The 12,738-nt window shown below is 52.4% G+C and carries 13 protein-coding genes; 6 read left to right on the top strand and 7 right to left on the bottom strand.

What is annotated here, in order from left to right; genetic code table 11:
* Positions 1–51: 51 nt before the first annotated feature.
* The gene (gene ftsZ, locus LH86_RS08935) at positions 52–1,203 is read left to right on the top strand and encodes a cell division protein FtsZ (protein ID WP_008461800.1); all 1,152 of its coding nucleotides are present in this window, start codon (positions 52–54) and stop codon (positions 1,201–1,203) included.
* Between the two features lie 101 nt (positions 1,204–1,304).
* Complete coding sequence (lpxC, locus tag LH86_RS08940) at positions 1,305–2,222, top strand: UDP-3-O-acyl-N-acetylglucosamine deacetylase (protein WP_039300430.1); 918 nt, start codon at positions 1,305–1,307, stop codon at positions 2,220–2,222.
* An 8-nt stretch (positions 2,223–2,230) separates the two neighbouring features.
* Here the strand turns inward: lpxC and LH86_RS08945 are convergent, their stop codons facing one another.
* Positions 2,231–2,746 carry a DUF721 domain-containing protein gene (locus LH86_RS08945; protein WP_039300433.1) on the bottom strand — a complete coding sequence of 172 codons (516 nt, stop codon included), beginning with the start codon at positions 2,744–2,746 and terminating at the stop codon, positions 2,231–2,233.
* Between the two features lie 22 nt (positions 2,747–2,768).
* On the opposite strand from LH86_RS08945, the gene secM reads away from it, so the two are divergent.
* The 3 genes from secM to mutT all read left to right on the top strand — a co-directional run bounded on the left by secM (position 2,769) and on the right by mutT (position 6,496).
* Complete coding sequence (secM, locus tag LH86_RS08950; RefSeq protein WP_071842820.1) at positions 2,769–3,275, top strand: secA translation cis-regulator SecM; 507 nt, start codon at positions 2,769–2,771, stop codon at positions 3,273–3,275.
* 63 nt (positions 3,276–3,338) lie between these two features.
* Positions 3,339–6,044, top strand: coding sequence for a preprotein translocase subunit SecA (gene secA / locus LH86_RS08955; protein ID WP_039300436.1), 2,706 nt, complete (start codon positions 3,339–3,341; stop codon positions 6,042–6,044).
* Between the two features lie 62 nt (positions 6,045–6,106).
* Positions 6,107–6,496, top strand: coding sequence for an 8-oxo-dGTP diphosphatase MutT (mutT, locus tag LH86_RS08960; protein WP_039306021.1), 390 nt, complete (start codon positions 6,107–6,109; stop codon positions 6,494–6,496).
* Here the strand turns inward: mutT and yacG are convergent.
* The 3 genes from yacG to coaE are packed head-to-tail and all read right to left on the bottom strand — an operon-like array spanning position 6,493 to position 8,063.
* Positions 6,493–6,690, bottom strand: a complete 198-nt coding sequence (yacG, locus tag LH86_RS08965; RefSeq protein ID WP_038475555.1) for a DNA gyrase inhibitor YacG — start codon at positions 6,688–6,690, stop codon at positions 6,493–6,495. The two genes, mutT and yacG, sit on opposite strands and share 4 nt — an antisense overlap.
* A 9-nt stretch (positions 6,691–6,699) precedes the next feature.
* Entirely contained in the window at positions 6,700–7,443 is a 744-nt protein-coding gene (gene zapD, locus LH86_RS08970) for a cell division protein ZapD (protein ID WP_039306025.1), read from the bottom strand.
* A complete protein-coding gene (coaE, locus tag LH86_RS08975; RefSeq protein ID WP_039300439.1) occupies positions 7,443–8,063 on the bottom strand; it encodes a dephospho-CoA kinase in 621 nt (206 codons plus the stop codon). Before coaE ends, zapD begins: the two co-directional genes overlap by 1 nt.
* A 385-nt stretch (positions 8,064–8,448) precedes the next feature.
* On the opposite strand from coaE, the gene LH86_RS08980 reads away from it, so the two are divergent.
* Positions 8,449–9,492 carry a GMP reductase gene (locus tag LH86_RS08980; protein WP_039300442.1) on the top strand — a complete coding sequence of 348 codons (1,044 nt, stop codon included), beginning with the start codon at positions 8,449–8,451 and terminating at the stop codon, positions 9,490–9,492.
* A 29-nt stretch (positions 9,493–9,521) separates the two neighbouring features.
* Here LH86_RS08980 and hofC read toward each other — a convergent pair whose 3' ends face one another.
* Genes hofC through ppdD form a run of 3 tightly spaced genes read right to left on the bottom strand, consistent with a single transcriptional unit; the run spans position 9,522 to position 12,554 of the window.
* Positions 9,522–10,730, bottom strand: coding sequence for a protein transport protein HofC (hofC, locus tag LH86_RS08985; protein ID WP_039300445.1), 1,209 nt, complete (start codon positions 10,728–10,730; stop codon positions 9,522–9,524).
* Complete coding sequence (gspE, locus tag LH86_RS08990) at positions 10,723–12,102, bottom strand: type II secretion system protein GspE (protein ID WP_039300447.1); 1,380 nt, start codon at positions 12,100–12,102, stop codon at positions 10,723–10,725. The genes hofC and gspE overlap by 8 nt, the downstream gene beginning before the upstream one ends.
* The gene (gene ppdD / locus LH86_RS08995; protein WP_039300450.1) at positions 12,099–12,554 is read right to left on the bottom strand and encodes a prepilin peptidase-dependent pilin; all 456 of its coding nucleotides are present in this window, start codon (positions 12,552–12,554) and stop codon (positions 12,099–12,101) included. The genes gspE and ppdD overlap by 4 nt, the downstream gene beginning before the upstream one ends.
* Positions 12,555–12,738: the final 184 nt, after the last annotated feature.

Here is a 12,738-nt window from a genome sequence, read left to right on the forward strand (position 1 = left end):
ACCGGAGACAATTAGCGGTCTCAGGCGACAGGCACAAAACGGAGAGAAACTATGTTTGAACCTATGGAACTGACCAACGACGCGGTGATTAAAGTCATCGGCGTCGGTGGCGGCGGCGGTAATGCCGTTGAACACATGGTGCGTGAGCGCATCGAAGGCGTTGAATTCTTTGCGGTTAACACTGACGCTCAGGCACTGCGTAAAACCGCTGTCGGCCAGACGATCCAGATCGGTAATGGGATCACTAAAGGTCTGGGCGCAGGCGCAAATCCAGAAGTGGGTCGTAACGCGGCGGAAGAAGACCGTGAAGCATTACGCGCTGCGCTGGACGGGGCAGACATGGTGTTTATCGCTGCTGGTATGGGCGGTGGTACCGGTACGGGTGCTGCTCCTGTTGTTGCCGAAGTAGCTAAAGATTTGGGTATCCTGACTGTTGCCGTCGTGACTAAGCCTTTCAACTTTGAAGGCAAGAAGCGTATGGCTTTCGCGGAGCAGGGTATCGCCGAGCTGTCCAAGCACGTTGACTCCTTGATCACTATTCCGAATGACAAGCTGCTGAAAGTACTGGGTCGCGGCATTTCTCTGCTTGACGCATTTGGTGCGGCAAACGACGTATTGAAAGGCGCTGTGCAGGGTATTGCCGAGCTGATTACCCGTCCGGGCCTCATGAACGTTGACTTCGCGGACGTGCGTACAGTGATGTCTGAAATGGGCTACGCCATGATGGGATCCGGCGTTGCCAGCGGCGAAGACCGCGCTGAAGAAGCAGCAGAAATGGCTATCTCCAGCCCACTGCTGGAAGATATCGACCTGTCTGGTGCTCGTGGCGTGCTGGTTAACATTACCGCTGGCTTCGACCTGCGTCTGGATGAGTTCGAAACCGTGGGTAACACCATTCGTGCGTTCGCGTCTGACAATGCAACTGTGGTTATCGGTACCTCTCTGGATCCAGAGATGAACGACGAACTGCGCGTAACTGTTGTTGCTACTGGGATCGGCATGGACAAACGTCCTGAGATCACCCTGGTGACTAACAAGCAGGTACAGCAGCCGGTGATGGATCGCTACCAGCAGCACGGTATGGCTCCGCTGACGCAAGAGCAAAAGCCGGCCGCTAAAGTGGTAAACGACAATACACCGCAGACGGCGAAAGAGCCTGATTATCTGGATATTCCAGCGTTCCTGCGTAAGCAAGCTGATTAAGAATAAACCGGAAGTTGGGAATATTCGCTCTTTGTGCTAAACTGGCCTGCCGTTAGTGATATACACTCTCGGCTAGCTTAGTAATTTGGCGGGATTATACGATGATCAAACAAAGGACACTTAAACGTATCGTTCAGGCGACTGGCGTCGGTTTACATACCGGCAAGAAAGTCACACTGACGCTGCGCCCTGCGCCGGCAAATACCGGGGTCATCTATCGTCGCACCGACTTGAATCCTCCGGTAGATTTTCCGGCTGATGCCAAATCCGTGCGGGATACCATGCTCTGTACTTGTCTGGTAAACGAGCATGATGTACGGATTTCTACCGTAGAGCACCTCAACGCTGCCCTGGCAGGGCTGGGTATTGACAACATTATTATTGAAGTCGATGCGCCAGAAATCCCTATCATGGACGGCAGTGCGGCGCCGTTTGTCTATCTGCTGCTTGATGCAGGGATCGACGAACTGAACTCGGCCAAGAAATTTATACGTCTGAAAGAGACGGTTCGCGTGGAAGATGGCGATAAATGGGCTGAAATGTCACCGTTTAATGGTTTCTCGTTGGACTTTACCATCGACTTTAACCATCCGGCGATTGATGCCAGCACCCAGCGCTACACCATGAACTTCTCTGCTGAAGCATTCATGCGTCAGATTAGCCGTGCGCGTACCTTCGGTTTTATGCGTGATATCGAATATCTGCAGTCCCGTGGCCTGTGCCTGGGCGGCAGCTTCGATTGTGCCATCGTTGTTGACGATTATCGCGTATTGAACGAAGACGGCCTGCGTTTTGAAGATGAATTCGTTCGTCACAAAATGCTGGATGCGATCGGCGATCTGTTCATGTGTGGCCACAACATTATCGGCGCGTTTACCGCCTATAAATCTGGTCATGCCCTGAACAATAAACTGCTGCAGGCTGTTTTGGCTAAGCAGGAAGCCTGGGAATGGGCGACCTTCGAAGACGAAGCCGAACTTCCGCTGGCGTTTAAAGCACCTAAAATGGTGCTGGCGTAACGCTTAAATTAGCGATTACGACTGGTTTTGCTGGTACCCTCTCCGGCCAGTGAAGCCAGTCGTTCTATTGTTGCTCTTAATTTCTCCGGGCTACGTTTAGCCACCTCTCTCAACACTTCAGCACTCTGCTTACTCAGTTGACGATTAACTTCGTATTTCTCAGTCCCTGTTTGAGTGGCGTTTTCTTGAACAAATTCCTGCCCTTTTACCGCCAGCGAAGGATTAATCCTGATGTCGATTGATGTCAATGATGGTAATATTTGGGCGCGTAATGCACTCAGCAGCGTGGCTTGTTCATAGCGTAAGCGCATCAGCCAGCTGGCATTTGCGGTTTCAAGGACGAGAATGCCCTGACGGAAGTTAGCCACCCGGCACCAGGGATGCAGTGGAGCAGGCAAAATGCCTTTCACTGCCCGGTTAAGGCGTAGCAGAGCAACGGCACGTTGTTGCACGTTTTGCAGCATGCTTTCCTGACCGGCATCGTCAAATAGATTTTCTAAAGATTGCGGGCGACTGTCGCGCATACATTAAGCTCCGGCGGAAAAAGTGATTGGTATTCTAAATCGTTGGCGACAATTTGGCAGACGTTATTTCTGGCCGCATCTCCTGTTGGGGATGGTCGCGGCGAGTTTTGGCATGCCTGCGCTCAACGGTAACACAGAAACCGGCGTGCCCGCTGAAGCTTCCGCCAGCCGTCACGATTCGGCACGGCAACTGCGTTTTGATAGCCTTGTTCAACTGCAAGAAAGCACTCGCCGTCCTTCCTTTAGTGTGGACTATTGGCACCAGCATGCAATCCGCACCGTTATCCGTCATCTTTCCTTTGCTATGGCACCTCAGGCTTTGCCTGTTGCACAGGAAAGCGTGCCGCTTCAGGCACAACACCTTGCCCTGCTGGACACGCTTAGCGCGCTGTTAACGCAGGAAAGTAAACCTCCCGTTATTGTCCGCCAGACAGCGTTTAGGGCATCTCCTGTAGGAGACGTTTTCAGCACCGTAGTGTGGATCCGTCAGGTACAGGGCATCCGCGCTGGCCCGCTTTGCCTCAGCTAATTCATCTTCCAGACTAACAACAATTTATTGACCGTACTGACGGCAGGCGTTTGAGAATTTATTATGCTAATCAAATTATTAACTAAAGTTTTCGGTAGTCGTAACGATCGTACACTGCGCCGCATGCGCAAAGTTGTTTCCGTGATCAACAGCATGGAACCGCAGATGGAAAAGCTCACGGATGATGAGCTGAAGGCTAAAACCGGTGAGTTCCGCGCGCGCCTGGAAAAAGGTGAAGTGCTGGAAAACCTGATCCCGGAAGCTTTCGCCGTTGTTCGTGAAGCAAGTAAGCGCGTCTTCGGTATGCGTCACTTCGACGTGCAGCTGTTGGGCGGCATGGTCCTGAACGATCGCTGCATCGCGGAAATGCGTACTGGTGAAGGTAAAACCCTGACGGCTACGCTGCCAGCTTATCTAAACGCACTGAGCGGCAAAGGCGTGCACGTTGTTACCGTGAACGACTATCTGGCCCAGCGTGACGCCGAAAACAACCGCCCACTGTTTGAATATCTGGGACTGAGCGTAGGTATTAACCTGCCAGGCATGCCAGCGCCAGCTAAGCGTGAAGCTTACGCAGCAGACATCACCTACGGCACCAACAACGAATACGGTTTCGACTACCTCCGCGACAACATGGCTTTCAGTCCTGAAGAGCGCGTGCAGCGCAAGCTTCACTATGCGCTGGTGGATGAAGTTGACTCCATTCTGATCGACGAAGCGCGTACGCCGCTGATCATCTCCGGCCCGGCGGAAGACAGCTCTGAGCTGTACAAACGCGTGAACAAAATCATTCCGCACCTGATGCGTCAGGAAAAAGAAGACTCCGATACCTTCCAGGGTGAAGGCCACTTCTCGGTGGATGAAAAATCTCGCCAGGTTAACCTGACCGAACGTGGTCTGGTGCTGATTGAAGAGCTGCTGGTGCAAGAAGGCATGATGGAAGAGGGCGAGTCGCTGTACTCACCAGCCAACATCATGCTGATGCACCACGTGACCGCGGCACTTCGCGCTCATGCGCTGTTCACCCGCGACGTTGACTACATCGTTAAAGATGGCGAAGTCATCATCGTTGACGAACACACGGGCCGTACCATGCAGGGGCGCCGTTGGTCAGATGGTCTTCATCAGGCCGTTGAAGCGAAAGAAGGCGTCGAGATTCAGAATGAAAACCAGACGCTGGCGTCTATCACCTTCCAGAACTACTTCCGCCTTTACGAGAAGCTGGCGGGGATGACCGGTACCGCAGACACCGAAGCGTTTGAATTTAGCTCCATTTATAAGCTCGATACCATTGTTGTGCCGACCAACCGCCCAATGATCCGTAAAGATATGCCGGATCTGGTCTACATGACCGAACTGGATAAAATCGGCGCAATTATCGAAGACATTAAAGAACGTACCGCGAACGGCCAACCCGTTCTGGTCGGGACCATCTCCATTGAGAAATCTGAAGTGGTTTCTCATGAGCTGACCAAAGCCGGTATTAAGCACAACGTACTGAACGCTAAGTTCCACGCCAACGAAGCGGCTATCGTTGCTCAGGCGGGTTACCCAGCTGCAGTGACCATCGCAACGAACATGGCGGGTCGTGGTACGGATATTGTCCTGGGTGGTAGCTGGCAGGAAGAGATTGCCGAGCTGGATGAGCCAACGCCAGAACAAATTGCTCAGATCAAAGCGGACTGGAAGGTTCGCCACGACGCAGTACTGGCTTCTGGCGGTCTACATATTATCGGTACCGAGCGTCATGAGTCCCGTCGTATCGATAACCAGCTGCGCGGTCGTTCTGGCCGTCAGGGCGATGCCGGTTCTTCCCGTTTCTACCTGTCGATGGAAGATGCCCTGATGCGTATCTTCGCCTCAGATCGCGTATCCAATATGATGCGTAAACTGGGCATGAAGCCGGGTGAGGCTATTGAGCACCCTTGGGTAACCAAGGCGATTGCCAACGCACAGCGTAAAGTTGAAAGCCGTAACTTTGATATTCGTAAACAGCTGCTGGAATACGATGACGTTGCGAACGATCAGCGCCGCGCTATTTATACCCAGCGTAATGAGCTGCTCGACGTTACCGACGTGAGCGAAACCATCGCCAGCATTCGTGAAGACGTCTTCAAAGTCACCATCGATGCGCATATTCCGCCTCAGTCTCTGGAAGAAATGTGGGATGTAGAAGGTCTGGAAGAACGCCTGAAAAACGACTTTGATCTCGAGATGCCAATCAAAGAATGGCTGGATAAGGAACCAGAGCTGCACGAAGAAACGCTGCGTGAGCGTATTCTGCAGACGGCGATTGAACTTTATCAGCGTAAAGAAGAAGTTGTTGGTGCGGAAATGATGCGCCACTTCGAAAAAGGCGTGATGCTGCAAACGCTGGATTCCCTGTGGAAAGAGCACCTGGCGGCAATGGATTACCTGCGTCAGGGGATCCACCTGCGCGGTTATGCGCAGAAAGATCCGAAGCAGGAATACAAGCGTGAATCCTTCTCTATGTTTGCCGCGATGCTGGAGTCACTGAAATATGAAGTGATCAGCACCCTGAGCAAAGTCCAGGTACGCCTGCCGGAAGAAGTTGAAGCGATGGAACAACAGCGTCGTGAAGAGGCTGAACGTCTGGCACGTATGCAGCAGCTTAGCCATGTCGATGATGAAACTCAGGCCGCACAGGCGCTGGCAGCGGAAACAGGCGATCGTAAAGTGGGTCGCAACGATCCTTGCCCTTGCGGTTCCGGTAAAAAATACAAACAGTGCCATGGCCGTCTGAGCTAAGGTCTGACAAAATCGAAAAGGCGCAGCTTGCTGCGCCTTTTTTACGCATGGAGTTTGAGAATATGAAGCAACTGCAAATCGCCGTCGGCATTATCCGTAATCAGCAGGGTGAAATTTTTATCACGCAGCGCGCAGCCGATGCGCACATGGCGAATAAATGGGAATTCCCCGGTGGGAAGATTGAGGCCGGGGAGTCCCCGGAACAGGCCGTTATCCGGGAATTACAGGAAGAAACCGGTATTGTGGTGCAAAGTGCCAGCCTGTTTGAAACCCTGGAGTACCAGTTCCCGGATCGTCATATTTCCCTGTGGTTTTATCTGATCGAGAGCTGGGCAGGAGAGCCCTGGGGCAAAGAAGGGCAACCCGGGCGTTGGGTTGCTCAGGAGGAGCTCAATGTCAGCGAGTTTCCGCCAGCCAACGAGCCCGTTATTTTAAAACTGCTGAACGCTTAGCGTTCCTGTTCTTCGCTCCAGCCCTCGCTTTCAGAAAGGTCGCCGCTGCTGGGAATACGTTTTTCCTCTGCGGCCCATTCTCCAAGGTCTATAAGCTGGCAGCGTTTGCTGCAGAACGGCCGGTAAGGGCTGCTCTCGTTCCAGATAACGGCTTTACCGCAGCCCGGGCAATTGACGATGGTCTCTTCGCTCATTTTTATTCCTTAGCAACAGGCCAGCTCAAAGTCGAGGCGTTCTGGCACCAGGCCATTTTCTGAATCCAGCGGCATAAACCGAATCGCAAAGCGGCTTTTATGGCCGGATATCTGCGGATAAAGCTGGTCGCCAAGAGTGAGATGTAGGCGAAGCAGGTCGGCATCATCGCCGTTGTCCTGATAGAACCCATTGAGGCTGGTTTGTTTACGAAACGGTGCAGAATTACGGATGATGTCCAGCAGAAGGTCGAGTGACTGTTTTACTGGCTCGAGACTGTTTAGCCAAAAACTGACCTGAGCATCACGTTGTTCCTGCGGCAGATAAAGCCAAATATGCAGCGTAGGCAGGTCGAAGCTACAGCAGCCGCCTGGGATGCTAAGCCGCTGGCGTACCAGTGCAATTAGGCGATCCTCTCGCAGAATTTGCCCGATGCGCGGCGCGGCCATTAACACGCTGCCGCAGCTCTCCAACTGGCTTCGGAGTGAGTCGATGCGCTGCATATCAACCCCCGGGACTTCTGACCAGCTCAGCAATTTACGCTGCTGACGGCCTATCTCTTTGAGAATATCTGTGCGAATTTCGCCCCTTTCAAACACATCCAGTAAGTCACCGACATTACGAAAAAAATGCAGCGCCTTTGCGCTGTCATTGATAGGAAGTGCTGACTGCATCTGTTGGATCAAAAACTCAATACGCAGCCATGTGCGCATTTTCTCATTCAATGGGTGTTCGAAAAGAACCTGAGTGTTCATCATTCTGCTTCCTGTTGTGCGGCCAGACTAGCCAGTTTCAGGTACTGGCGATGCAGGCGGTCAACATGCACGACAACGTCCTGGGGACTGCCGTCATTATTAATTACATCATCTGCCACGGCGAGGCGAGCTTCCCGGGAGGCCTGAGCGTCCAGAATCTGCTGGGCGTGCTCGCGGGAAACATTGTCCCGCAGCATAGTACGCGCAATCTGGGTCTCGGGGGAAACATCCACCACTAAAATCCGGTCCGCCTTTTGTTGCAGATTATTTTCTACCAACAGAGGGACTACCCATAACACGTAAGGTGATGTAGCTCGGGCAATCTCATCACGGGTTCGCTGCTGGATAATCGGATGTAGCAGGTTATTAACCCATTGCTTTTGCTGCGGGGAGCTGAAGATCGTTTCTCTCAACGCTCGGCGGTTTAAAGAACCATCTTCCAGAAGGATCTCTGGGCCAAAATGTTGAGAAATGAGAGCTAACGCACGTTGGCCAGGCTCAACAACCTGACGGGCAATCACATCTGCATCGATGACGGTGACTCCAGCGTGGGAAAAGGCTTCGGCGACGGTACTTTTACCACTGCCAATGCCACCCGTAAGTGCAACCGTGTAAACCATAGATAAGCGATCCTGATGCTATATTTATCAATAAGATAAAGACATTTCTGCAACGTGATTCTAAGTGAGTTTGCATCACATAAAAATCTGATATTCGCCCTCTGAGGGCCTTTTACCGTTTACCAGGTAAATTTAAACGATTGTAGCGTAAAAAAGTCGGTTTTCGCAGTCTTGCGGAGTCATTATTACTGCGTATGATAGCGTCACTGGAGTTGGCTGTTGTTTGCTCGTTTTACTTTAAACCACAGGTACGTTTAGCGTGCTTGCTCACCCCAGTGTCTGATTTTGTCCCTCTGGGTTTGGGCTTACCGCTGTACTGTGTCTTGAGTAATGAAGAGCCTACCGCCGATCGCGTTCATCGCCATTCGACCCAGGGATCTGCATCATGCGTATTGAAGAAGATTTGAAGTTAGGTTTTAAAGACGTTTTAATCCGCCCAAAACGCTCCACCCTCAAAAGCCGTTCAGACGTTGAGCTGGAACGTCAATTCACATTCAAGCATTCCGGTATCACGTGGTCTGGCGTCCCTATTATTGCTGCCAATATGGACACCGTAGGCACATTCGCGATGGCGCAGGCGCTGGCCTCATTCGACATTCTTACCGCCGTGCACAAACACTACTCTGTAGAAGAGTGGAGCAACTTTATTCGTTCCGTGCCTGAAAGCCAGCTGCGCCATATCATGGTCTCAACCGGCACTTCTGATGCAGATTTTGCCAAAACTAAGCAGATTCTGGATCTGACTCCTGCGCTGAAGTTTATCTGCATCGACGTGGCGAACGGTTACTCTGAGCACTTCACCCAGTTCGTCAGCAAAGCCCGAGAAGCATGGCCTGATAAAGTTATCTGTGCTGGTAACGTGGTTACCGGTGAAATGTGTGAAGAACTGATCTTGTCCGGGGCCGATATCGTGAAAGTGGGCATTGGCCCCGGCTCTGTATGCACCACGCGCGTTAAAACCGGCGTGGGCTATCCTCAGCTTTCCGCCGTCATTGAATGTGCTGATGCAGCTCACGGTTTAGGCGGCCAGATCGTCAGCGACGGTGGCTGTACTGTGCCGGGCGATGTGGCTAAAGCCTTTGGTGGTGGCGCTGACTTCGTTATGCTGGGCGGTATGCTGGCAGGGCATGAAGAAAGCGGCGGTACCGTTGTCGAACAGGATGGCGAGAAGTTTATGCTGTTCTACGGCATGAGTTCCGAGTCTGCCATGACCCGTCACGTAGGCGGTGTTGCGCAGTACCGTGCCGCAGAAGGAAAAACCGTTAAGCTGCCTCTGCGAGGGCCGGTGGAAAATACCGCTCGCGATATTCTTGGTGGCCTGCGTTCTGCCTGTACCTATGTAGGTGCCTCTCGCCTTAAAGAGCTAACTAAACGCACAACTTTCATCCGCGTTGCGGAACAGGAAAACCGCGTTTTCAATAGCCTCTGATGAGCATCGATGGCGCAGCTCAGGCTGCGTCATCCTCCTCCGCCCATGGCATCCCCCATCTGGAAAATAGGCAGATACATGGCTATCACCAGCGTGCCAATGATCAAGCCAATGAACAGCATCATGACTGGCTCCAGCGTGGCGGCAAGATTTTCAGCCAGCTCCTGCGTTTTCTCATAATGCCAGCGCGCCAGGCGCTCAAGCATCAGATCCAGAGAACCGGATTCTTCACCAATTCGAACCAACTGTTGGCAAAGTGGTGTGAAATACCCCGACTGCTCCAACGCCTGCCATAGGGGCTTTCCCTCGGAAACCCGATCGCGTACATCAGTAATTTGCCGTTGCCAGAACGTCTGGGTCAGCGTTTTTTCAACCGCCTCAAGACCCTGTAACAGGGGAACGCCAGAGTGCTGAGACAGCGTCAGTACGGTAAAGATCTGGCTGAGTAACTGGCCTCGCCTCAAGGGAGCAATGACCGGTATTTTTAACAGCAGTAATTGTTCTTTTTCTCGAACGACGGGTTGGGTGCGGCGAAGCCACCAACCTATAACGGCTAAGAGCATAGCGGTTAAAACCCACCATCCCCCTTGGGACGTTGCCCACTCTGAAATACTCATAACGGCCTGAGTAATCGCGGGCAGAGGTGCGTTAAAAGAACGATAGATATTGGCAAACTCAGGCAGAACAAACCCAACCATACCTGTGGTGACCAGCAGTGCAACAATCAAAATAAAGGCCGGATAACGCAGGGCTTTCACGACCTTTTTGGTGAGTTGGTATTGTTGTTCTTGTTGTTCGGCTAGCCGCTGGCAGCACTCTGCCAGCCTTCCCGTTAGCTCTCCGGTATGCAGTAATGCAATAAACAGAGGTGGGAATATATGGGGCCATTGCTTAAGTGCTTCGGAAAACGGTATGCCCTGCGCTACCTGTCGCTCTATGTGTTGTAATAATGCAGACCATGCAGGTTTTGGATGCTGGCGGGCTATGAGCAACAGCGCGTCAGTTAAGGCGATACCTGCATGGAGCAGCGCTGCAAGTTGCCGGACAAAGTCAATTTTGTGCTGAATATGCCAACAGGATCTTCCTGACAGCGATGATTTTTTAACGGACAGGAGCTGAAGTTGCTGCTGAGCAAGCTCCTCCTCAAGAGAAGCGTACTCGCCGGCAAGCGACTCACCGCTCTTTAGTTGACCTTCGTGGTCTATGGCTTCCCAGCGCCAAAGCAGTGGTTTAGGCATGTGGCACACCTAGCACACGATAAATCTCCGCCAGCGTCGTATGACCTTGCTCTACGGCGACGCAGCCACTTTCGAAGAGCGTGCTCATCCCTTGCTCTCTGGCGAGCCTTTCAATGTTACTTGCGGGTTCTCCTTGCGTGATGGCTTGCCTTAGACCGGCGGATAGAGGCAGGATTTCAAATAACGCTGTTCGTCCATAATACCCTCCGTAGCAACGTTCACATCCTGTCGCATGCCAATTGGGCAGCGAGGAAGACCAAATGTGCCCTGGTAATGTTATGGCGGGTTCGTGGTTTGTTCTGCAATGAGGACAAAGTTTTCTCACCAGCCTTTGAGCCACGATGATATTCACGGCAGACGCGATCATCCAGCGAGGGATGGCTATTTGCTCCAGGCGGACAAGTGTTTCAACGGTGGAGTTGGTGTGCAGCGTCGATAAAACCAGGTGCCCGGTCTGGGCAGCTTTGATGGCAATTTCTGCCGTTTCGCCATCCCTGATTTCACCGACCATAATAACGTCAGGATCCTGCCTCAGTAATGCGCGCAGGACGTGCTGAAAGGTGAGACCTGCCTTAGGGTTTATTTGCGTCTGATTCAGTCCTTCTTGCGGGATTTCTATCGGGTCTTCTACGCTACAGACGTTGATACCCGGTTGGTTAAGCGCAGACAGGGCGCTATACAGCGTAATGGTTTTTCCGCTCCCTGTAGGACCGGTTACCAGAATCATGCCCTGTGGGGCCTGGAGCGATTGCTGAAGCCGTTTTTTTTCATCCTCTGTCATACCCAGAGAATGGATGTCCATATGTTGTTTACCCTGCTGAAGAAGCCGTAAAACGACCTTCTCGCCGTATCGGCAGGGCAGCGTCGAGACGCGAAATGAAGCTTTCACCTCCTCGGTAAGATAGTCCATTTGTCCATCCTGCGGCAGCCGCTTTTCCGCGATATCCAGGTTAGCCAGAATTTTTAGCCTTGCTGTGACGGGGGCGGCCATTGCCTGAGGCAGTAGCGGTTGACATTGCAGCACGCCATCAATGCGAAGCCGAATTCGATAGGCATTCTCAAAGGGCTCAAAATGGATATCGGATGCACGCTGCTGTACTGCGGCGGCAAGCGTTGTATTCAAAAGTGCGACCACTGAACTGCTGCGATCGTGCTCCGAAGGTTGGGAAGGCTCCAGCGTTTGCCATTTCTCGAGCCGTTCAATGGGCCAGATCTCTACATCAATGTGTTTATCGCAAAGAAAACGGAGCGCCTCGTACATTTGCTCGTTTGGGGCTTCAACCGCAGCAATTCGTACCGCATCAGACGTTTCCTCTATCAGTATGGCGTTGTAGTGCTGGCATAGGGCGTTAAGCTGTTCTTTTGTGCTCATTTACCAGCCCTCGCTTGCGTTTCGTTAAAGCGGAATACATCTTCACAGGCTTGTTTTAGCGGCGAGCCATTTTCAGCATTACAGACCCTTGTCCAGCCGGTTACGCCGCTCGCGTCGTTCCACTGAGGGGTGAACGTTACTGCCAGCCCGTTCAGTGATTCCTGGCCGTTGAGCGTCACAATCCCGCTGGCAACGCTCATTGAACTGATATAGCGCGTCGTTTTGGTTTCAGCGATGCCGTTACTGCCGGCATTGCAACCGGAGATCCCTCCGCGCTCAATGGCGCAAAGCTCGACGCCGGTACGATAGGGCAGGAAGGTTTGCAGCATATCGGTCAACGCTGCTTTACGAAGGTAGTTTTGATATCCAGGAATGCCGATGGCGCTCAGAATGGCGATGATGCCTATCACCACCATGAGTTCGATTAGCGTAAATCCTTTTTGCTTGTTCATCTGTCGCTCCTTTTGGTTAGAGAGCAACACTGTGCTGAACAGGTTAAGCAATAGCGAACAGGGAAACGGGGATTCGCGAAATGCCTTCCGCGTTAGTTAATGCAGTTGTATGTATCGACAATCAAAATGGAAGTCAGTACGCAAAAAGCGGGCGCAGCACGGGCTGGCCCGCCGTGGTGTTGCA

It is taken from the genome of Cedecea neteri (assembly GCF_000758325.1).
Lineage (GTDB): Bacteria > Pseudomonadota > Gammaproteobacteria > Enterobacterales > Enterobacteriaceae > Cedecea > Cedecea neteri_B.